General features: G+C 46.9%; 19 protein-coding genes and 1 pseudogene. 9 read left to right on the top strand and 11 right to left on the bottom strand.

Features of this window, described 5'->3' with window-relative positions:
• Positions 1–57 precede the first annotated feature (57 nt).
• From O9K67_RS21625 to mmuP, 4 genes are all read right to left on the bottom strand, one after another.
• On the bottom strand, positions 58–444 hold the full coding sequence (locus O9K67_RS21625; RefSeq protein ID WP_061498059.1) for a putative T6SS immunity periplasmic lipoprotein: 387 nt from the start codon (positions 442–444) through the stop codon (positions 58–60).
• 3 nt (positions 445–447) lie between these two features.
• Complete coding sequence (locus tag O9K67_RS21630) at positions 448–990, bottom strand: hypothetical protein (protein WP_061498060.1); 543 nt, start codon at positions 988–990, stop codon at positions 448–450.
• A 433-nt stretch (positions 991–1,423) separates the two neighbouring features.
• Positions 1,424–2,368, bottom strand: a complete 945-nt coding sequence (gene mmuM / locus O9K67_RS21635) for a homocysteine S-methyltransferase (protein WP_061498062.1) — start codon at positions 2,366–2,368, stop codon at positions 1,424–1,426.
• Entirely contained in the window at positions 2,355–3,761 is a 1,407-nt protein-coding gene (mmuP, locus tag O9K67_RS21640; protein WP_061498064.1) for an S-methylmethionine permease, read from the bottom strand. The genes mmuM and mmuP overlap by 14 nt, the downstream gene beginning before the upstream one ends.
• Before the next feature lie 410 nt (positions 3,762–4,171).
• On the opposite strand from mmuP, the gene O9K67_RS21645 reads away from it, so the two are divergent.
• Positions 4,172–4,582 (top strand): hypothetical protein, encoded by a 411-nt coding sequence (locus O9K67_RS21645; RefSeq protein ID WP_271044620.1) that lies wholly within the window; start codon positions 4,172–4,174, stop codon positions 4,580–4,582.
• Positions 4,583–4,679: 97 nt separating this feature from the next.
• Here the strand turns inward: O9K67_RS21645 and O9K67_RS21650 are convergent, their stop codons facing one another.
• Positions 4,680–5,042, bottom strand: coding sequence for a DUF3592 domain-containing protein (locus O9K67_RS21650; protein ID WP_148654721.1), 363 nt, complete (start codon positions 5,040–5,042; stop codon positions 4,680–4,682).
• 7 nt (positions 5,043–5,049) lie between these two features.
• Positions 5,050–5,391, bottom strand: a complete 342-nt coding sequence (locus tag O9K67_RS21655) for a hypothetical protein (protein ID WP_061498073.1) — start codon at positions 5,389–5,391, stop codon at positions 5,050–5,052.
• Between the two features lie 303 nt (positions 5,392–5,694).
• Here O9K67_RS21655 and O9K67_RS21660 point away from each other — a divergent pair.
• Positions 5,695–6,830 (top strand): IS3 family transposase gene (locus O9K67_RS21660; protein ID WP_271044621.1). Its coding sequence is split into 2 segments (ribosomal slippage): positions 5,695–5,941 and positions 5,941–6,830, totalling 1,137 coding nucleotides; the frame shifts between segments, so codons are not numbered across the junction.
• Positions 6,831–6,869: 39 nt separating this feature from the next.
• Here O9K67_RS21660 and O9K67_RS21665 read toward each other — a convergent pair.
• The 4 genes and pseudogenes from O9K67_RS21665 to O9K67_RS21680 all read right to left on the bottom strand — a co-directional run bounded on the left by O9K67_RS21665 (position 6,870) and on the right by O9K67_RS21680 (position 9,234).
• Entirely contained in the window at positions 6,870–7,295 is a 426-nt protein-coding gene (locus O9K67_RS21665) for a hypothetical protein (RefSeq protein WP_061498076.1), read from the bottom strand.
• On the bottom strand, positions 7,273–7,662 hold the full coding sequence (locus O9K67_RS21670) for a polymorphic toxin type 44 domain-containing protein (protein ID WP_061498079.1): 390 nt from the start codon (positions 7,660–7,662) through the stop codon (positions 7,273–7,275). Before O9K67_RS21670 ends, O9K67_RS21665 begins: the two co-directional genes overlap by 23 nt.
• 128 nt (positions 7,663–7,790) lie before the next feature.
• A pseudogene (locus tag O9K67_RS21675) lies at positions 7,791–8,084 on the bottom strand (site-specific integrase); the annotation flags it as partial.
• 29 nt (positions 8,085–8,113) lie between these two features.
• A protein-coding gene (locus tag O9K67_RS21680; RefSeq protein ID WP_148654722.1) for an IS3 family transposase occupies positions 8,114–9,234 on the bottom strand; the annotation gives its coding sequence in 2 pieces (ribosomal slippage) (positions 8,114–8,976 and positions 8,976–9,234; 1,122 coding nt in all).
• 806 nt (positions 9,235–10,040) lie between these two features.
• On the opposite strand from O9K67_RS21680, the gene O9K67_RS21685 reads away from it, so the two are divergent.
• The 5 genes from O9K67_RS21685 to O9K67_RS21705 all read left to right on the top strand — a co-directional run bounded on the left by O9K67_RS21685 (position 10,041) and on the right by O9K67_RS21705 (position 18,431).
• Positions 10,041–10,661, top strand: a complete 621-nt coding sequence (locus O9K67_RS21685) for a YagK/YfjJ domain-containing protein (protein WP_061498086.1) — start codon at positions 10,041–10,043, stop codon at positions 10,659–10,661.
• A gap of 589 nt (positions 10,662–11,250) precedes the next feature.
• Complete coding sequence (locus tag O9K67_RS21690) at positions 11,251–14,223, top strand: type I restriction endonuclease subunit R (protein ID WP_061498090.1); 2,973 nt, start codon at positions 11,251–11,253, stop codon at positions 14,221–14,223.
• Positions 14,224–14,332: 109 nt separating this feature from the next.
• Positions 14,333–15,580, top strand: a complete 1,248-nt coding sequence (locus O9K67_RS21695) for a restriction endonuclease subunit S (protein ID WP_061498095.1) — start codon at positions 14,333–14,335, stop codon at positions 15,578–15,580.
• Entirely contained in the window at positions 15,577–16,827 is a 1,251-nt protein-coding gene (locus O9K67_RS21700) for an ATP-binding protein (protein WP_148654723.1), read from the top strand. The genes O9K67_RS21695 and O9K67_RS21700 overlap by 4 nt, the downstream gene beginning before the upstream one ends.
• Positions 16,824–18,431 carry a type I restriction-modification system subunit M gene (locus O9K67_RS21705; protein WP_061498098.1) on the top strand — a complete coding sequence of 536 codons (1,608 nt, stop codon included), beginning with the start codon at positions 16,824–16,826 and terminating at the stop codon, positions 18,429–18,431. Before O9K67_RS21700 ends, O9K67_RS21705 begins: the two co-directional genes overlap by 4 nt.
• 365 nt (positions 18,432–18,796) lie before the next feature.
• Here the strand turns inward: O9K67_RS21705 and O9K67_RS21710 are convergent, their stop codons facing one another.
• Positions 18,797–20,050, bottom strand: coding sequence for a tyrosine-type recombinase/integrase (locus O9K67_RS21710; protein WP_061498101.1), 1,254 nt, complete (start codon positions 20,048–20,050; stop codon positions 18,797–18,799).
• 362 nt (positions 20,051–20,412) lie between these two features.
• On the opposite strand from O9K67_RS21710, the gene O9K67_RS21715 reads away from it, so the two are divergent.
• Entirely contained in the window at positions 20,413–21,624 is a 1,212-nt protein-coding gene (locus O9K67_RS21715) for a site-specific integrase (protein ID WP_061498105.1), read from the top strand.
• An 87-nt stretch (positions 21,625–21,711) separates the two neighbouring features.
• Positions 21,712–22,614 carry an AbiTii domain-containing protein gene (locus O9K67_RS21720; RefSeq protein WP_061498108.1) on the top strand — a complete coding sequence of 301 codons (903 nt, stop codon included), beginning with the start codon at positions 21,712–21,714 and terminating at the stop codon, positions 22,612–22,614.
• Positions 22,615–22,634: the final 20 nt, after the last annotated feature.

Raw genomic sequence — 22,634 nt, forward strand, 5'->3', positions numbered from 1 at the left:
TTTCAATATTCTGCGTAGTCAGTCCACTTATTCTGATTACTATCATCATTTCTTTTTTTATCGTTCGATTCTGATTTTTCCCGGTACATCTGGATCGATCTCAAACGTTACCGTCACTATTTTCCACATATCGAATCGGGTGTTATCTAACGTGTAATTAACGGAATGCTTCATGCCCGATTTAAACACATAACCCAACGTTGGCAGACAACGGTCACCATCAGGAATAAAGGGATTCTCATAGAAAGCGTGGTTTACTGTTTCGCCCGAAGCACTGGATATCTCGGCAGCAATAATGCGATCGCCATACTGTGAGGGATATGTAATACAGATGCTCCCGTTTCGGAGCGACACATTTGCAGTAACCCTATCCGCCATACGATCAGAATAACCCGGGCAACCGGATAACAAGAGAACAGCGCTCAGTAACAGGTAGGGTTTCATTGCTCATGATCCTCTTCCGGTGATGATCTTTTTATACAATGCAGGAATGTCGTGGATATTATCATCTCCCCTATATTTACCTCCACCTCGAGGTTGTTGGAACGCCAGCCACGTTGATAATCCATAGACTAAAATTAACCAGTAATCGGCAAAGATAGATGCTTGTTGTTCAAGGGGGTAGTCTGTAAGTTTTTCCTTGTCGAGCCTATAGTAGTAATTCGCCGCCCAGCTAAACAAACCTCGTGTACGTACCCACTGGCCATGTTGATGTTGCCAGACGTGTCCTAACTCATGAATAAATATATGCTTATCCATAAGAGCCACGCTGATGTCAGAAAAATCATCTTTATAGAGCTCTTTTCTGAACCAAAGTTCGCCATTTGGCGCCATCGCAAATTTTGGATGTTGCCAGCCAAAAGGTAAGTAACTGTCACAATGTACCCAGACACGGCTGTAAACAATCGAATCACCATAAATCCGGCGCGCCATTACAATCTCACTCTGCGTCATAAGCCGCAGAGTCCCTTCTCCACTTCCTGTGGTCATTGTTCCTTCCTTTGGTTCACATTTTATTGCGCACCATTATCGGGGAAAGGGATTTTTGTTTTTCCGTGTGAAAACGCAGAAATAACAAATTCGGATTTTATTTTCATAGAAGAGACAAGCAAACAGATGATATGAATTAAACCATACAAATATCGATTATTCATCTCATCACAAATAACGATAAAGTCACTTCGCGACCGAATTTAAAACTGCGATGTAGAGTCACTGCGGGCAATTTTTCGCCCTTAGATCAGGATAATGGCAGACATTATCCTGAACACACCGATGATATGCCATGGCAGTTGCTCTTGTGGTACAACAATTAACTCGCGCTGAGAAAGCGGAGCATAATCTCTTCATTATAAATCCTGCACATGAGCATACCCGGCGCTATCACTACCGCCGGGTTCATTGAGATCACGCGCCTAACATTTTACGCTTTGCTCTCCCATCCCGCTTTCAACGCAGCGATATCTTTTGGTGTGGTCCGGCAGCATCCGCCGATAAGCTTCGCGCCCGCCTCCAGCCATTGCGGCAAACAGCCCGCCAGCGTTTCACTCGCGTCACCGTGGCTGCACCACGTTTTTGTCACGGCATCGTAGTGCTCACCAGAGTTGGGATAAACCACCAGCGGCAGCGCGGTCAGGCTTTGCAGGTGTTTCAACGCCGGGGTAGTCTCTTTCAGCGCAACACAGTTGATGCCCAGCGCCACAATCTGCGGATAGGCCGCCAGCACGCTAACCACCTCGCGAAGTGGTGTTCCATCGCTTAAATGCTCGCTGTCGCGCAGGGTAAACGAGAACCAGGCACGGGCGCTGGGATACTCGCTCAGCAAATCCGCCAGCGCTTTGCTTTCGGCAAAAGACGGCAGCGTTTCGCAAGCCAGCAGATCGGCACCAGCATCCAGAAGCGCCTGCACCCTCGGGCGATGAAAGGCGATAAATTCCTCATGGCTGCGCACATAGTCACCACGGTATTCCGAACCATCCGCCAGATACGCGCCATAAGGCCCCACGGAACCGGCCACCAGCAATGTGCCCGCGTTGTTTTTTTCAGCGAGGAACGCCTCGCGCGCCTTACGCGCCAGCTCCACGCTCTTACCAATCAGCGCCAGCGACTGCGCCTCATCCAGCCCACGGGCAGCAAAGCCTGCGGGTGTGGCCTGGTAGCTGGCGGTAATCGCCACCTGCGCCCCGGCACGAAAATAGTCGAGATGTACTTCGCGGATCAGCGCCGGGTTTTCCATCAGCACTTTGGCGGACCACAGGCTATCGGCGAGGTTGCATCCGCGCGCTTCCAGTTCCGTCGCCATGGCCCCATCCAGCACGATAAACGGCTGTTTTTCGAGGATGTGGCTCAGCGGATTATTCTGCGACATGTTCAGGCTCCTGCGTTTTCAGGGTTCGGGTCAGATAGTACGCACCATAACACAGGGCGACAAACGGCAGCCCGCAATAGAGGGCGATTCTCTGGCTGGGATCAAACGCCAGCCCGATGCAGGCGACCAGGCACAGCACAAAACCCAGCACCGGCACCAGCGGATACCAGGGCGCGCGGTACTGCAAGTCACTCAGCGGTTTTCCGGCCTGAAGATGGCGACGGCGGAACATAAAATGCGCGGCGCAGATGCTGATCCACACCGCCACCACCGCAAAGCCGGAGATCGCCGACAGCGCAACGAACACCGTGTCGGGTGCGACGACGCTGGAGAAGAGTGCCAGCACACCCCCGAGCATCGACACGGACAATGCCGTCAGCGGAACACCGTTTTTCGTGACGCGAGCAAAGCAACGCGGCAGCGTGTTTTCATTCGACAGCGACCAGAGCATACGACCGGAAGCATACAACCCCGAGTTCGCCGCCGAGAGGATCGCCGTCAGGATAACGAAATTGAAGATGTCCGCCGCATACGGGATGCCCACCTTTTCGAACACCAGCACGAACGGGCTTTTCTCTACCCCGGCCTGCTGCATCGGGATTAGCGCCGCCAGCACGCACACGGTACCAATAAAGAAGATCACCAGCCGCGCAATGGTGCTGCGAATGGCAACCGGGATCGCTTTATGCGGGTTTTCCGTTTCCCCCGCCGCAATGCCAATCAGTTCCGTGCCAGAGAACGCAAAGTTAACGGCGACCATGGTCATCAGGATCGGCAGCGCACCGTGCGGCAACCACCCTTCCACCGTAATGTTCGATAACCCCGGCGCGGGAGAGCCATCCTGCATGGGGATAAAGCCAAAGATCGCCGCGCCGCCCAGCACAATAAAGACAATGATGGTGACCACTTTCACCAGCGAGAACCAGAACTCACCTTCGGCAAAAAAGCGGGTAGAGATAACATTCAGACCAAAGATGACCACGCAGAACACCACGCACCATATCCATACCGGGACCTGCGGGAACCAGTACTGCATGCAGAACCCGGCGGCGGTAAAGCTGGAGCCGAGCGCCACCGTCCAGGTCAGCCAGTAGAGCCACGCGACGGTGTAGCCGGTCGCCGGGCCAAGGTAACGGCTGGCATAAACGTGAAACGCGCCGGTTTCCGGCATGGCCACGGAGAGTTCGCCCAGACACTGCATCACCAGCCAGACCACCAGCGCGCCAATCAGGTAAGCGAGCAGCGTTCCCGCCGCCCCGGTGGTCGAAATGATATAACCGGTGTTGAAAAACAGCCCGGTACCAATCACGCCGCCGAGCGACAGCATGATCAGATGGCGGGTTTTCATCGTCCGCTTAAGCTGTACTTTTTCTGGTTCCTGTTGCGTCTGCATATCACCCTTCTAAACGTGTAGACATCTAAACATCCATAGATATTTGTTATATCGTGATTGGTAGCAAAAAGCCAGATGAATGAACGGGTAGCAACAAAAAAGGAAGGAGGCATTTCATTGATTAACTTGCCTGAATGTAAGCCATTCATTTATCACTTATATAGAACATCATTATAAAAATCTTAAAAACCCCGCATCGGATGCAGATTAATTTACTTACTGCGCCGCTTAAGTAAAAATAAACCAATTCTCTGCACAAGGATATGTGAGGTAATTAATTTGAGCACTCGTAAAGAAATATTAGATCCTTCCAAATACTGGTAAATCAGCACCTGATGATGTTATCGCTCGCCCACTTAACAAAATTGCTGGCATACTAGCTGCGATTGAGTAACTGGACGATGAAAATAATGAAAAGAACCGCGGTAGTACTTCTGGTTATCATCACTGGCTTTATATTGATTGACTGCAGTATGCAGAAAGTCGCTGAGCGTCATGAAGGCTATACCCGCTCAAATCTCTGGGCATACTATCTCTATACAGATCGTGAGATACGTAATGCCCCGAAGCTTACAAAAAATTACCACTTCGCCTTCAAGGCCCAGGAGGGTACGCAACCAAATGACAGTAGCATCATTTACGAACCCAATGCTAGCATCGCAGCACTCAGAGATTATCTTTCTTCTTTGGGGTATATCAGAGTGAAGCAAGAGGGACCAACAGAACAGTGGGAGCGTGATGGAGAACCTTCGCCCTACTTCGTAATTTTCAGAGATCCGGAGAACCACACCCTGACTCTCACCCGTTCGAGTTCTAAGTAGGGAGTGAAATTAACCGTTTTCTTGCCCAAAAATCCCTGCGCCACTCAGTAATAGAACTCCGGTATATTTCCCAGTTTGATCGGAGTGTGGCGCTATTTTAGTTTTTGATATCCCCGAGGATAACTATTTTCTCCGGATTATTTGCGCTGTAACGGATAGTAACTTTTTTCCCGACCCGATATGCATCCGCATTAAAAATTTTGACGATAACATCTTTTTTTGCATTAATTTCCTTCTCATTAACCATAAACTGAATGGTTAAACGCAATGAAAGACACCCTTCAACATTTTGAATGTTATCTTGCTCGGAATGCGTGATAAGAGCCACGACCTCGTTGCCCTTCTTTTTTATTTGTTCATTCTCACGCTCAGAAACGACAGTATTACGCATAGCAACAATCACAAGGATCGCTATCGCTATGGAGAGTAAAATGAGAAACCACATTGCAATATTTGCCACGACTTCACTATTCCCCAATTTGCATTACAGCCATGCGGTTATTTTTCCCTTTTTTCACAATAATAGGTAATCCTTTTTGTAACAGATGCATTTGCGAAGGCATAATCAGGGCCTTAGCCGAGTAAAGCTCCGGCACACCATCAAGATGGAAGAAAATGTCGAAAAAGTAGTCATTTCCATACATGGTGTTGGTCTGTTGCCATGCTTCAACTCTGGATTTGTGGAGCTCCCCAGGCCATTTATCGCGCTTCAGATACATAGTCGCTGCGCGGATGCTGGTCGAGTTGCCCCTAAACGTAAAAAAAATCAAAAGAATACAAACTATTGGTGCTGCGATACCAAAAAGCATACATACCAGCTCCAGGGTTGACAGACTTGCAAAAAAGCTTTTAAAAGTCATTGTGAACACTCAACTTATAATAAATAAAGCGTTATTAGTGATATTTGTAACCGCATTCGTCACGTTCATATTTGAATCGCCACGGATAATTCAGACACTTCCGAGCCGTTGATGGACTGACCCCGCCCCGATAGACGATCCTGCCCTATAGTTTGGACTGACCCCGCCCCGATAGACGATCCTGCCCTATAGTTGGACTGACCCCGCCCCGATAGACGATCCTGCCCTATAGTTTGAGCATAGGAGGAGCGTATGGGCACACCACGATTTACACCTGAATTTAAGGAAGAAGCCGTCCGTCAGATAACGGAACGCGGTTATTCCGTCGCCGAAGTTTCTGACCGGCTGGGCGTTTCAGCACACAGTCTCTATAAGTGGTTACGGGCTATTAAACCCGATAACAGCGAGCAGCATGCCCGTGATTTACTGGAAGCGAAAAGCGAGATCCTGAAGCTCAGGGCCCAACTGAAGCGCACTGAGGAAGAACGAGACATACTGAAAAAGGCCGCGCGGTACTTTGCAAGGGAGCCCGACTGAAGTACCGCTTTATCAATGAGCACCGCACTGTATGGGGTGTCATGACGATGTGTCGGGTGTTGTGCGTTGCCCGGGCCGGGTTTTATGCGTGGCTGCATAACCCGGTCTCCGCGCGGGATAAAGATAACCAGCGTCTGCTGGCGCTTATCCGTGACTCCTATTCACTGAGCGGAGGCGTATACGGTTACCGCCGGGTTCATGGCGACCTGAACGAAATCGGGGAAATCTGCGGTAAAAACCGGGTGGGCCGTATTATGCAACTGAACCGGATTAAAGCCATGCGCGGCTATAAAGCTCCGCGTCGTATCGCTGGCAGACCTTCCGTTGTTGCCCCTAATCGCGTGCAGCGGCAGTTCACCGTTGTCCGGGCCAATCAGGTCTGGGTCACCGATATTACTTATATCCGCACCTGGCAGGGCTGGCTGTATCTGGCGGTGGTTATCGATCTCTTCGCCCGTAACGTGGTTGGCTGGTCGATGAAGCCCACTCTCTCTCGCGAACTCGCGCTGGACGCTCTGATGATGGCCGTGTGGCGTCGAAAACCGGACGGCGAGGTTATCGTACATAGCGATCAGGGCAGCCAGTACGGCAGTGACGACTGGCAGCGCTTCTGCCGGGCCAATAACCTGGCGCCGAGCATGAGCCGGCGTGGCAACTGCTGGGATAATGCGGTGGCCGAATCGTTCTTCAGTTCGCTGAAAAAAGAACGGATCAGAAAACGCATATATAAAACCCGGGATCTGGCCCGGGCGGATATCTTCGATTACATTGAAGTGTTCTACAACCGGGCCCGGCGTCACAGCCACCTCGGCGGCGTCAGTCCGGAGACCTTTGAACAGGCCTCGTCGTGAGGACAGGAAATGTCTACTGTTGTGGGGGCAGTCCACACACTAATTATTCGCCTGAAAATTAATGTGCGGCAAATGTGTATCACCCTTTGCCTCATAGACGATGGAGTTACTGAATGAGAAAACTTTGCCGCTGTATTTAATATTGATGTTATCCCCATCAGCACTCACATTCGCAGCACTACCCGCAGCAACCAGGAATGGAGCCTGTTTTGAAAGGCTGGCGGGTACATTACCTTCCAGCTTCCCGGATAAGTAATATCGATAAGAATCAGCCACCGTAGCCCCACCAGCTGAATCTTCTGTAACATAAAGCCAGGTGCTGTCGCTAATTTGTTGCGCACTCACCAGTTTATCTTTTGCTCTGTTATTACCACCTGAATTGAGCATCACAAAACCAGTAACAATGATCAGTAAGATGGCTGTCAGTGCACGATGAAACCACTTAATAGCCGTTCTCAATGGCATACTTGACCCCTTCCCTTATCCAATACTGATCCTGTGGATCATCACCGTAAGGTGCATCCTTATACCACCTACTCCATTCTGGCCTTGAAGTTCCGGCACGACTTTGCGCCCAGCCAGCACCCATCAATAGAATTTTTGCCGGAATACCAGCTGCATATCCAGCAGCACCAAAATTGAAGTTGCCGAACTCGGCCCAATAGGGATCAAATTGCTTATAGTCCCATGGACCTTTATTGCGGACTTTCTGGTAAAACCAATAATAGGTTAATGGAAGTGCCATCTCTCTTGGCTCACCATGATTACGAGCATCTTTCATATTGTTGCGCACGTTACCGATCCCCGGCCCGGCAACAGGTATTGAAGACATTATTCATCCCTCTATGCATAAACCCTCAAAAATGATATGTGTATCTCGACACTTCACTAATAGGTAATAATCTGAAAAATCAAACTATTCATACTACACAGATCGTTTAATGCATACTTGAACTCTATTTACTTATCTCTCTTTCTTCGAATGGCATCTCTGACAGCATCCAGCCCGTCAGGAATGTTGAATTTCGCTATATCAGGTAACGAAAAATCAATTTTCTCGACGACTTCAATCATATGAATCGGTTTGAGATCTTTACTATATCGCACCTCCGTTTCCGTTTCGCCGCGCACATGCCCAAGTAGCTGCGCTCGTAATTCCGAGCTAACGCCCTTCTCCTTGAGCAAAGTCGAAACTGAGTGGCGAAAAGAATGGAAAGATTTGCTTCTGTTTCTCTCTAATTTCAATCGCCCTGCTGACCTGCCCCCAGTATTAACCACAATAATCAGTTAGTAATATCGGTTTGTTTATCTTCGTTTTTTCCATTTCGCCAGCCTGCTGCAAACTCCGCTGGCGTCAGATAATTCAGTGAGGAATGAGGCCGACACTCGTTATAGTCCTGCCGCCAGTCGTTAATGATTTTTCTGGCGTGAACAATATCGCTGAACCAGTGCTCATTCAGACATTCATCTCGAAATCGACCATTAAAGCTTTCGATAAACCCATTCTGTGTCGGCTTGCCCGGCTGAATAAGCTGAAGCTCAACGCCATGCTCAAAGGCCCACTGGTCCAGTGCCCGGCAGGTAAACTCTGGTCCCTGATCTGTTCTGATCGTTGCCGGATAGCCACGAAATAACGCAATGCTGTCCAGAATACGTGTGACCTGAATACCTGATATACCGAAGGCAGCAGTGACTGTCAGACATTCCTTCGTGAAATCATCGACGCAGGTCAGGCACTTGATCCTGCGTCCGGTAGTCAGTGCGTCCATGATGAAATCCATCGACCACGTCAGATTAGGAGCAGCAGGAAGGAGCAATGGAAGACGTTCTGTTGCCAGGCCTTTACGACGTCGTCTGCGCTTAACACCCAGGCCGCTGAGATGATAAAGGCGGTACACGCGCTTGTGATTAACACGCAGACCCTCTCGTCGCAGTAGTTGCCAGATACGACGGTAGCCAAAACGCCGGCGCTCAAGCGCCAGCTGAGTGATGCGCCCGGATAAATACGCATCAACCGCCGGACGCTGCCCCTCATAGCGGCAGGTCGACAGGGACAAACCCGTCAGCCTGCAGGCTCGACGTTGCGACAGACCCGTCGCTTTACACATCACTACAACAGCTTCCCGCTTGTGGTCTGTCGTCAGTACTTTCGGCCCAACGCTACCTGTAATGCTTCCTTATCCAGCATAGCTTCTGCAAGCAACTTCTTGAGACGGGCGTTCTCTTCTTCAAGCGACTTAAGGCGTTTTACTTCAGGGACTTCCATGCCACCAAACTTCTTACGCCAGGTGTAAAAGGTTGCGTCAGAAATAGCATGCTTACGGCAAAGCTCACGGGCGGAAATGCCAGCCTCGGCCTCGCGGAGAATACTGATGATCTGTTCGTCAGAAAAACGCTTCTTCATGGGGATGTCCTCACGTTGCTGATGAAGACATTACTAACATCGTCGTGTGTTAATCAATGGGGAGCAGGTCACAGCGCATAGCAGACTCCCGGGGTAACTGAGCATGTCTGAAAATAGTGGAAGTAAGGCTTAGCTCCTGGTGGCCTGGCAGAAGCATAAATGGACAAAACAGATGTTGTCCATGAGCACTTCCGAATATCCTGATTATCAGATTTTTATTTATATTCTGAATTGCTAACCCTGGAGTAAACTCTGAACGCCTATAATATAAAGCCCCGCATGTGGAAAGGCTTTTGTGTATATAAGTTATATTCAGTTGTACAGTATATATATTATAATATGTAAAGAGACTAATACCCTAAGATATAAATACATATAAACATACGTAAACAAGCTAATGGTATATGTAGGCAGATATGTAGGCAGATATGAAAAATGATTAAAATGTATCTCCAGGAATTCATGTGTTTTTAGTATGAAACACACAACACTGACTAATTAAATATAAATCAACAGAGTGCATGTAATAATTCCGCTTATGCAATCCACATGCATCATTTCAATTTAAATACCTTAATACACATTCAAAAAGATATGTGTTAAATGTCAAAAAGAGAGCCACATCTCACAAATAGAAACAACAATATTAACTCTTAAGTTATAACTACCAGGGGATAATAACGGGAAAATAACGCCCCCCCTACCCAGGAAAGGCATAAATATCAAACAACCAATGTATTCATTACTGCCATTCGCTCTGGCAGGGACTTCGCTCGTCTGAAACAGACTCAAAAGGAGTAATACTTATGACTAACAGTAAATTTGGGGAAATCAATACGAGTTATATGAATCGTATTACGGATATCATCAACTTCGCGACAAAAGCTCACGCTAGGACATCCGTATTCATCTTCGTACTCAGGCTACCTGAGCATCGTGATACAGGCGACAGTATTGCCTGCGTCCCTGATCTTAGTTCAGGATTGATGGAACGAGTAATTGGGTCGCTGAGAGCTCGTTTCACAGCCCATCAGAAACGACGTAAGCGTGAAGGTCATCAGGTTTGTCCAACTGACCTGAGACACGTCTGGGTACGTGAGGTGGGAACCAGCGGTAAATCTCACTACCACATGGCGATATTCGTCAACAAAGATACGTTTAATGGATTAGGGAATTATTCGAAAGAAGACCATAACCTGGGGAGTTACATCTGCGAGGCCTGGCTAAGTGCGCTGGGTCTGCTCGAATTCCCTGAGTACAGGACGCTGGTTAACCTCACCAATGCGCCGCATTATCTGGAGCGTCTTCGGGTGGACCGCTTTGGGGAACAGATACTGAAGTTACGGAGCCACCTGGAATACTTTGCCAAAGAACGTACGAAGGCATACAGAAAGGAAGAACGCTCATTCGGTGGAAGTACGAAATAAACCACATGCCGGGGATGTGGTTAAATGGCCCCCAGGCCTGTCACCTAGAGGGGCAACTGGAAATTATCTCTCGGCAACAATACGCTGGCACCTTTAGCTGATGATTTATAACACAGCCAAAGTAACAGTTTTTATGGGGAAAAAGGGCTCATTCAGAAATAAAAATGCTGAGTCAGTTCGGGGACTTTTATGTCTCCTTAAACATGTCACACCTCAACCGCAAAGCAGCTTGCGGCTATGCGAAGATGCATACGCGTAAAACCCATGATAGACTCAAAAAGACTCTCACAAACAGATAAAACAACTACCCACCCATAAACTCAGAACGGTGGATTGCAGTTGAAAAGGTTGCCCGGCATCCGTATGTCCCCAAGGACACCGTCTACTGCTCGAGAGAGTAAGAGATTTCCGCAAATCGTGTATGAGGCTAAGGAACTTCCAGTTGTCCGAGGTAGGCGAGTTGAAGGGGGTAGTGGCGTAATAATTATAGAAGGGTGTCAAAAAGAGAATTCAGGGCATTCAAACACAATGGCATTAACAAATCTGTGTGACAGTTAGGATAACTTTTTTGGTATTTGGGGCAGGATTCATGGCAACATCAGAACAACAGATCGAAAATGACCTGATCGCTAAGCTCAGCGACCTAAAATATACCTACCGTCCCGATATCCGCGATCTTACTACGCTAAAAGCCAATTTTCGTGAAAAATTCGAGGCACTTAACCGAGTGCATCTGACAGATAGCGAATTTCAGCGACTGATCGATGGCATTATCACGCCCGATGTGTACAACGCTGCCCAGATACTGCGAAGTATCAACAGTTTCGAGCGCGACGATGGTACTCCGCTTAACTACACCTTAGTAAACATTAGAGACTGGTGCAAAAACGACTTCGAAGTAATCAACCAGTTACGCATTAATAACGATAACAGCCATCATCGCTACGACGTAATACTGCTTATCAACGGTATACCAATGGTGCAGATTGAGCTTAAAACGCTGGCCGTAAGCCCGAGACGTGCCATGCAGCAGATCGTGGATTACAAAAACGCGCCTAGCAATGGCTATGGTAAAACACTGCTGTGTTTCATCCAGCTCTTTATCGTCAGCAACCGCAGCGATACATGGTACTTCGCTAACAACAACCAGCGACACTTCAGCTTTAATGCCGACGAGCGTTTCCTTCCTGTCTACCAGTTTGCCAGCGAGGACAATAAGAAAATCACCCAGCTTGACCGTTTTGCTGAGAAGTTTTTGGCAAAGTGTACCTTGGGTCAGATGATAAGTCGCTATATGGTTATTATAGCCAGCGAACAGAAGCTGCTCATAATGCGGCCATATCAAATCTATGCGGTCAAAGCCATTGTCGAATGCATTAACCAGAATTGTGGCAACGGGTATATTTGGCACACCACAGGCTCGGGCAAGACTCTGACCTCCTTTAAGGCCTCTACCCTGCTCAAAGACAATCCAGACATAGACAAATGTCTGTTCGTGGTAGACCGAAAAGACCTCGATCGTCAGACCCGTGAAGAGTTTAACCGTTTTCAGGAAGGCTGCGTTGAGGAAAATACTAACACCGAAACATTGGTGCGCCGTTTGCTGTCCGACGATTATGCAGACAAGGTCATTGTCACCACTATCCAGAAATTGGGTTTGGCATTAGACGGTACCAATAAACGTAACTACAAAGAGCGGCTAGAGCCACTGCGCAAAGCTCGCTTAGTATTTATCTTCGATGAATGCCACCGCTCACAATTTGGTGATAACCATAAAACAATAAAGGACTTTTTCCCCTACGCCCAGCTCTTTGGCTTTACAGGCACACCAATTTTTGAACAAAACGCCAACAATCAGCAGATCGAAGATCAGAAGGCCAGTTACCGCACGACCGATGATTTGTTTCAGCGCAGCCTGCATGAGTACACCATCACCCATGCTATCGAAGATCGCAACGTATTGCGTTTTCATGTGGACCATTTCAAGCCCGAGGGCAAGAAGCCACCCAAGCCCGGCGAAAGGATTGACAAAACTAAGGTCATTAAGACCATACTGGCCAAGCACGATGCAGCTACTAATGAGCGCAAATTTAACGCAATACTGGCTACTGCGAGTATTAATGATGCCATCGAGTACTTCGAGTTGTTCACAAGAATTCAAAGTGAGCAAGCGGAGCAAGACCCTGATTTTCGCCCTTTAAGTATTGCTTGCGTGTTCTCACCGCCAGCTGAGGGGAATAAGGATATACAGCAGATTCAGGAAGACCTGCCCCAGGAAAAGCAAGACAATCAGCAGGATCCAGAAGGCAAGAAAGAAGCACTCAACAATATCATCACAGACTATAATATTCGCTTTGGCACCAACCACCGTATTAGCGTTTTTGATCTGTACTATCAAGATGTGCAAAAGCGCATCAAAGATCAACAGTATCCAAATGTCGATTTTCCGGCTGCGCAAAAAATTGACATCACAATAGTGGTGGACATGCTGCTCACGGGCTTTGATTCCAAATACCTCAACACGCTTTATGTGGATAAGAACCTCAAACACCATGGTCTGATCCAAGCATTTTCGCGAACCAATCGCGTGCTTAACGACAGCAAGCCCTACGGCAATATCCTTGATTTTCGCCAACAGAAAACGTCAGTAGACGAGGCTATCGCACTATTCTCCGGCGAGAAGATCGATAATCCTCGCGAAATCTGGCTCGTAGATCCTGCTATCAAAGTAATCGACACACTACAAACCGCCACCCAGAAGCTGGCAGATTACATGCATTCACAGGGCCTAGCTAATGCACCGGAAGAGGTTTCTAATCTTAGAGGTGATGCGGCTCGTGCACAGTTTGTTAACCTATTCAAGGAAGTACAGCGCTTAAAAACGCAACTTGATCAGTACACAGATCTCACCGATGAGCAAAAGACACTGATCGCGCAAATTGTACCACCTGATCAGTTGCAAGGGTTCAAGGGCGTATACTTGGATACGGCCAAACAACTAAAGGAACAGCAAGATCGTGACCAAGCACCATCTGAAGTGCAACAACTTGATTTCGAGTTTGTTCTCTTCTCCTCCGCAGTGATTGATTACGATTATATAATGGATCTCATTGCAAAACTGACACAACAGAAACCCGGCAAGAGCACAATGAATCGTGAGCAACTCATCGGCCTGATCCAATCCGATGCCAAGTTTATCGATGAGCGTGAGGAGATTGCTGAGTATATTCGAGGTCTCCCAACCGATGAGGCATTGAATGAAAAACAAATACGTGATGGCTTTGCTAGATTCAAAGCAGAGAAAAAAACACGAGAACTCGCCAACATTGCCAACCGTCACGGGCTTTCGCTCGATGCCCTTCAAGAGTTTGTAGATGAAATCATGCGTCGATGTATTTTCGACGGTGAAAAACTCACTGACTTTCTGAAGCCGTTAGGGCTCAACTGGAAGAGCAGAAGAGTGAAAGAGTTGGCACTTATGGAGGAATTAACTCCAATACTGCATAAACTTTCGCAAGGTCGAGAAATAGCTGGTCTAGCGGCTTATGAGGAAGAACGATGATAAGTATAGATTTCGTACAAAGGTTACGGAAAATGGATTCCTGGTCACTTATCGACTTTGTCGATGAAAACGCACGCTGTCTATTTATGGTACTACAGGAAGAAGTAGTATGACTGGAAACCAAAAATATCCACTAGTGCCACAGCTGAGATTTCCTGAATTTCGGAATGCGGGGGAATGGTTCACAATCGAACTAGGTGAAATCTCTCAATTTGTAACTGAAAGGGCTGGTACTACTATCTGCACGCCTTATACAATTACATCTGGGGTTGGCCTTATTAGCCAGGAAGAGAAACTTGGTCGCACCATTGCGGGTAATTCTCTGAAAAACTATATTATCCTGCAGAAGAATGACTTCGCATACAATAAAAGTGCTACAAAAGCATATCCGCAAGGTTTTATTGCCTGTTATCTCGGCGATGAACGGGCTGCTGTACCGAACAGCATATTTACGTGTTTTCGCGTAAATAAAAAGCTAGTTATTCCTGCTTTTTTGGATGCACTTTTTTTTAATAATCTGCATGGAAATTGGCTGAGAAATCGTATCGCAATCGGTGCTCGCGCTCACGGCTCACTACAAGTTAATGATGATGATATAAGGGCGATACCAATACCGTTACCTAGTGGTTCTCTATCCCTTGCAGAGCAACAAAAGATCGCTGACTGCTTGTCTTCCCTTGATGAACTTATTACAAACGAATCCCTCAAACTGGATAGACTCAACACTCACAAAAATGGCTTGATGCAGCAGCTTTTTCCTCGCAAAGGCGAATCCATAGCACGGTTGCGGTTTCCTAAGTTTCAGAAAGATCCTGAGTGGCGACAGGTATTGCTTGGCGACCTTTGCCATATGCAAGCCGGGAAATTCATCGCTGCAGCCGATCTTTCAGAAGAATTTTCAGATGGCCTTTACCCTTGCTATGGTGGTAACGGTCTACGTGGTTATGCCAAGAAGTTTAATCGGTCAGGAAGGTATTCACTTATTGGCCGCCAAGGTGCCTTATGTGGGAACGTCAATCTTGTTGATGGCAATTTTTATGCAACCGAGCATGCAGTTGTAACGACGCCTAAACCTGGAGTAAGTACAGATTGGCTTTATTATTGCCTAAAATTCCTAAATTTGAATACTTATGCCACTGGACAAGCCCAACCAGGACTTTCTATAGAGAGTCTTGAGAAGGTTCCATGTGTCATTCCCCAAGACAAAGATCAAGAAGAACAACAGAAAATCGCCGATTGTTTATCTTCCGTTGACGACCTGATCGCGGCTCAAAGCCACAAAGTTTATCTTCTAAAGACATGGAAGAAAGGCTTGATGCAAAAACTCTTCCCTAAGTTCGCTGAGGTGAGTATATGAGTGGCATTCGAACCTACAAAAGCCTTCGTAATGTAGTGACCCGGTTACGTGATGATCTGAATCAAAAGGAAACCGTTTCTCAGAAAAATATAATTAAGAGCCCGGCTACCATAATCCTAATATATGCTTATAACCGGACCGGAAAAACTCGGCTTTCTATGGAATTCAAGAATGCCGGAAAACGGAAATCCAAGAAAAACCCTGAGAGAAAAGCAGATACTCTATATTTTAATGCCTTTACGGAAGATCTATTTACGTGGGAAAACGATTTGGATGGCGATAGTGTACGCTATCTGCAGCTTAACAATAAATCCAAGTTCTTCAAAGCAATGGATGAGCTTGCTTTAGATGAAGCAATCGCTGGTTTTGTCAGCCATTACGCCGACTTTGATTTTGATATTGATTATGGAAATTGGCAGGTAGCTTTTCGAAAAGGTGACGAAGAAAACATCAAGATATCAAGGGGTGAACAAAATATTTTTGTCTGGTGTCTTTTCATGGCTATTTGCGAACGTATGCTTGATGGACATGAATCCTACCAATGGGTGAAATACCTTTATATAGATGATCCTATTTCTTCCCTTGACGACAATAACGCAGTAGCCATTGCCTGCGATCTTGCCAAGCTTCTCCGGCGCGCAGCTAATAGGAAAGGCAGCAATGGTGAGTCTGCCCCAATTAAGATTATCTTTTCTTCCCATCACGCTCTTTTCTTCAATGTGATGTGCAATGAGATTGGCAGATCAAAGGAGGGAGAGCCTAAAGTGACCCACAAACGTTATTTCCTTCACCGTCCCAATGGCGGCGAAGTATATACATTGCGTGCGACAGAAGATACGCCTTTTTTTCATCATGTTGCTTCTCTTGCTGAACTACAGCGTGCAGCTTTCCACACTTCAGGTACTCTCTACACTTTTCACTTCAATGCGATGCGTAGCATCATGGAGAAAACAGCCTCTTTTTTCGGCCACTCTAATATCTCTTTTTGCCTTAAGACACTTAATAATGAGGATGACAGAATACTCTATAATAGAGCACTCAATCTTCTTAGCCATGGTAAATACGCCATACATGAACCAACCCAAATGGGTGAGGATACAAAAGAATTGTTTCGCCGAATTCTTAGAGACTTTGTAGCCGAATTTCAATTCGCTCTCCCGGAGATTTTAGGCGCATCAGTTGATGGAAATTTGCAAATCACTTCACAAAAAGTCGCTCTAGAAAAGAAAGAGCAGGAAATAACATGACAGATATTGAAAAGCAAAAACTTGGTAAAACCCTTTGGGCTATTGCGAATAAACTACGTGGTGCAATGAATGCGGACGACTTTCGCGACTATATGCTGGCTTTCTTGTTCCTGCGTTATTTGTCGGACAACTACGAGGCTGCCGCACAAAAAGAGCTAGGGTCAGACTACCCACAGCAAAATGAGGATTCAACTTTCACACCATTGCAACGCTGGTACGAAAGTAACCTAGAAGATGTCTCCGAGTTTGAGCAACAGATGCGCCGTAAAGTGCATTATGTGATCAAACCTGATTACTTGTGGGGTAATATTGCTGAGATGGCACGAATACAAGATGCCACATTACTCAGCACATTACAGGAAGGGTTTAAGTATATTGAGGAAGAGTCTTTCGCAAGTACATTCCGAGGATTATTTTCTGAGATTAACCTAGCCTCAGAAAAACTTGGCAAAACCTACATCGAGCGTAATACTTTATTGTGCAAAGTTATTGCCGAAATCGCTAAAGAACTGCGCGAGTTTTCCACCGACAGCGATACCCTGGGTGATGCCTATGAATATCTAATTGGCCAATTTGCAGCCGATTCAGGCAAGAAGGCTGGTGAATTCTACACGCCTCAGCAAATTTCCAGCATTTTGTCGGCAATCGTCACGTTAGATGGGCAGGAACCCGCCACAGGCAAGCGCCCACATCTTGACAGTGTATTTGATTTTGCCTGCGGCTCTGGCTCTTTGTTGCTAAATGTGCGCCATCGAATGGGTCAGCATGGGATCAATAAAATTTTCGGTCAGGAAAAAAACATCACCACCTACAACCTTGCGCGCATGAACATGCTACTACACGGTGTGAAGGATTCGGAGTTTGAGATTTTCCACGGTGATACTTTGCTTAATGACTGGGACATTCTGCGTGAGACCAATCCGGGCAAGATGCCGAAGTTTGATGCAGTGGTGGCAAACCCACCATTTAGCTACCGATGGGATCCGAGTGAAGCGCTGGGCGAGGACACACGATTCAAAAACCACGGTCTTTCACCTAAGTCGGCGGCAGATTTCGCCTTCCTGCTGCATGGATTCCATTTCCTGAAACAAGACGGCGTGATGGCGATTATCCTACCTCACGGCGTATTGTTCCGTGGCGGTGCCGAGGCACGAATCCGCACTAAGCTACTTAAGGATGGTCATATCGACACAGTCATCGGATTACCAGCTAATCTGTTCTTCTCTACCGGTATCCCAGTGTGCATCCTGGTGATAAAGAAGTGTAAAAAACCTGACGATGTATTATTTATCAATGCAGCTGAGCACTTCTCTCCAGGAAAGCGTCAGAACCAGCTATTAGATGAGCATATCGACAAGATCATCACCACTTATCAATTCCGTAAGGAAGAGCCACGTTACTCGCGGCGTGTAGATATGGAAGAGATCGAGAAGCATGAGTTCAACTTGAACGTATCACGTTACATTAGTACTGCTGAGGATGAGAAGGAAATAGATCTTACCGCTTCACATGCCGACCTGTTAGCCGTCGAAGGTAAGATCATTTCAATTAAGGAGCGACATAACCAGTACCTAGCAGAACTGGGTCTGCCCTTATTGCCGTAATCGCAGTCGGGTATAGTGTAATATTTATGGCTCTACATAACCGGAACGTCCTAAAATCGGTTTTTTAGTCACATCCTACCTGTACATTCGGATAAGCGGAGTCTGGTAACAGGCTCCGCTCAAATCTCTCGAGAGCAATTTATTTCACCAAGTGGTGCTTCTCACAATGCAGTTTCCTACGAGATGTTCCTGCTTTCTCGGTTTTTATTTTTATAGCCCTTACAGACAGTTAGTAGTTGGCAAATGTTAGCTCATAAAAAGATATCAGGGACAACGATCAATAATGAATCAAATGCCTTTGTAATCTAGAGAACAATTGGGCAAAAATGCTTACCAAATGCCCCCTAACAATATGAAAGTCAGTCTCAATTCAATTTAGCAAAATCAAACGGACTAACTCCCTTCTCCCGATTGGCATCCAGATAATCAGCCCACCACTGCAACATAAGCCTCCTCTCTCCCAGATGCTCCGCCTTGTGGATATAAGCTGCTCGTACAGAGTTACGCTCCTGGTGACTCATCTGCCGTTCTACCGCATCCCTTGACCACAATCCCGATTCGATCAATGAACTACATGCCATAGTCCTGAAACCATGCCCGCAAACCTCAACCTTCGTATCGTAGCCCATCACACGCAAAGCCTTGTTAACCGTGTTCTCACTCATCGGCTTACGCGGATCGTGATCGCCGACGAAGATCAGCTCTCGGTTCCCATTCATGCTTTTGATCTTTTCCAAAATAGCCAGAGCCTGCCGCGACAAAGGAACAAGATGGGGAGTCCGCATCTTTGAACCACGCTGAGAATGTTTAACGCCTTCCAGCGGTTCACGCTCACATGGGATTGTCCACATGGCAGTATCAAAATCTACTTCTGACCAGCGGGCAAAACGCAGCTCGCTTGAACGGATAAAAACCAACAAAGTGAGTTCAACAGCCAATCGGGTTAACGGCCTGCCGGAGTAATGATCAATACGATGAAGTAACTCAGGAATGCGGTTGAGATCTAGCGCAGCGCGATGCTTTCGTTTAGCTGTTGCGATCGCACCAGCGATCTCTTGTGCAGGATTGTAATCAATTAAGCCGTTCTGTACTGCAAAGCGCATTATTGCCGTTGTTCGCTGTTGAAGACGCGCAGCCACTTCAAGGCGTCCTGACTTTTCCACTGCTTTAATTGGAACCAGTAAGTCACGAGTACCAATATCTTTGATATTTCGCTTCCCAACTGAAGCAAATAAATTGTCTTCGAGGCTTTTCAATACACGAGCACTATGCGCTGCCGACCACTTCTGATTACTGGCATGCCAGTCTCTGGCTACCACTTCAAACGTTATCGCCTCTTGCTCCTGCTCTACCTTAACGGCTTTCTTGTTCTCACTGGGATCGACACCATTAGCTAACAGCTTACGGGCTTCATCCCGGCGTGCCCGAGCATCCGCCAACGACACTTCAGGGTATTTCCCCAGCGCCAGCATCTTCTCTTTACCACCGAAGCGATAACGCAGTCGCCAGTATTTGGAGCCGTTAGGGTGAACCAGCAAAACCATGCCATCACCGTCAGTCAGTTTGTAGGCTTTTGCTTCAGGCTTTGCCGAACGAACCTTCACATCACTCAGAGCCATGATGAGTATCCTTTCAAGGGTTCTGTGTGGGTACAAACATTATCGAACCGGGATATACCCGCAGTTGTACCCACATCAGTAAGTTGATGTAGATTGAATCAGGTTGACTTAGGTTGAGTGAAAAAGCGAGGAAAGCCTTGCGTATACTGGATTTCAGGCACAAAAAAAGACGTCCGTTGACGTCTATTGATGTTCCGATGGTGCCGAAGGCCGGACTCGAACCGGCACGGGTTTAGGCGGCTTAACTTACTTCAACAAGCATCGTTAACTCGTTGAACTAGCTAGACTAAAGCTCATAACCCCGGCACATTTCACAGACTGTTTAGCCATGAAAAAGCCCCGACAACATAACCGGGGTTTGTATGAGTTTCAAGAGAGATCGTTATCTAGTTTTAGATCCCTGTGGGAATTACCTCGTGCGGATAGCTATTCCCAGCTACATGCGCCACCTTTTCCAAGGGAAGCGCTACTTTATGAAAAGCACAGGGACACGCGACATACGTCAAGCGCGTTTGTTTCGAGATGCTATTGCTCTGGAATGGACTCGCTTACGGAATCTGCTAAAGCCGCAAGGCGGCTCATCCGTCGATCAAATCATTGATGAGCTACGCCGTGTCAGTGTGTACGCCAAGGAGACCCCAGCGCCATTTGGTACGTCGATTCAGGCTTGCCCTTCCCTACTCAAAATGCGCGATCTGTATCTTCTCCAATACAGCGAGAAGAGAAAGCTAACCACGCTTTCCAAGACCAACAAAGCCGTAGAGGTGTTGTTAACCCACCTGAAAAAGAAAGATGTTCAGTTGCGGGACATTAACCGAACCATAGTTACAGGCTGGTTAGATAAGCTCAAAACTGAGCGAGCGCCTCAAACCATCCAGAACTATATAAGCGCACTGGCGCAGATTTGGGATCTGGCACGCAATCGCTATCACGATGCACCACAGGACAATCCTTGGCGCGGCCATGCGCTCGAAGCAAAAAGCAGCAAGATCAGCTATGAAGTCTTCGCACCGGGAGAGCTGGCAAAGGTCTATGCCTTGCTTGATGATGAGATGAAGGCGGTAACGGCTATTGGTGCATACAGCGGTATGCGGATCAATGAGATATGTACGCTACGTGAAAGCAGCATTAAAACTATCGAGGGTGTATTGTGCTTTGAGATCACCGAGGGGAAAACCAAGAGCGCAGCGCGAATCGTCCCAATACACAGCAAACTAATCCCTCTCGTGAAATCATTGCTCAAAACCACGCATAATGGCTTTCTGTTCTATCACGCGTCAATTACAGACCGGGCGGATGGGAAGCGCTCAACGTGGCATACGCAGCAATTCACACGGGCAAAGCGTAAGGCTCTTGGCGAGCCTGCCGCAGAGAAAAAAGTGTTTCATTCACTCCGCCATGCATTTGTGCAACAGCTCGACCGCGCCCAAGTGCCAGAGGATAGAATCGCGCTACTGGTCGGCCATGAGCGCGGAAGTACGGAAAGCTTTAAGACATATTCAAAAAATGCAGCTTCCCCGGTAGAGACGAGGAAGTATGTCGAGCAAATCACAAATGATGAAATAAGCAAATAACGTACAGGTGAGTTTGACCGACCAACCTTAGACTGCGCAATTTGATAGGGGTAAGATATCTTATCAAAACACCATTAAGGACTTGAAATGGCTAACTCACCAGTTCTTGAACTTCAAGCTCTTGCAAGCGATCCCGACACTGATATTGTTGCTCTTTTAATGAAAGCTAAAATGATAGCTGTCAAGCTTGGTCTGGAAGATGTTAAAGGATGGATTGAGCATGAATTGAATGGCTATCCTACGATTGCATCAGCCCCGGAATATAGGACGGGGCACGGTCAGTTAAAAGCCTACAACCCTTTTAACGGCTGGATTCCAGTTGATCTTGGTAATATAAGCGCAAAAATTATGCGTAAATTTACTACTTATACACTTACGGAATCTATAGCCTCAATGATACGAGCAGAGGGAACAAAAGGAAATATAAGGCTCCCTATCCCACTAGAAATGGCTGAAATGCTATATCACAACCAAGATTCAAGGCCTGAAACATGCTGGTTCTTTAGTTCTGGAAAATGTTCCCACATAGTCACAACTGTAAGAAACAAAATTCTTGACTGGTCACTTGAATTAGAAAAACAGGGGATTATGGGTGAGGGGTTATTGTTCACTCAGGCAGAAAAAGAGGTAGCTCCTATGACGGTTAACAATACTAATATTTTTAATGGCGCAGTTAATAATGCAGGCAGTATTGGTGCTGGGAATACTGGGGACATCAACCAGAATAACTCCATTACAGTAGGAGATTTTAATTCGCTGGAGAAACAACTAAAAGAGTGGGGCGTTTCAGAAGCAGACATAACAACACTTCATCAAGCTATACAAGAATCTCCAGTGCCTACCACTATGGATAATTTAGGCGGAAAACTTGGAGGTTGGCTTGGTGATATGATTGGTAAAGCATATGCGGGAACGCTGAATATTGCGGCATCTGCTGCACCAGCTCTACTAACTAATGCAATTTGTCATTACTACAATATTCCTGTTTGAGTGGCTACGCTACTTTTCGG

It is taken from the genome of Kosakonia oryzendophytica (genome assembly GCF_027886705.1).
Taxonomy (GTDB): domain Bacteria; phylum Pseudomonadota; class Gammaproteobacteria; order Enterobacterales; family Enterobacteriaceae; genus Kosakonia; species Kosakonia oryzendophytica.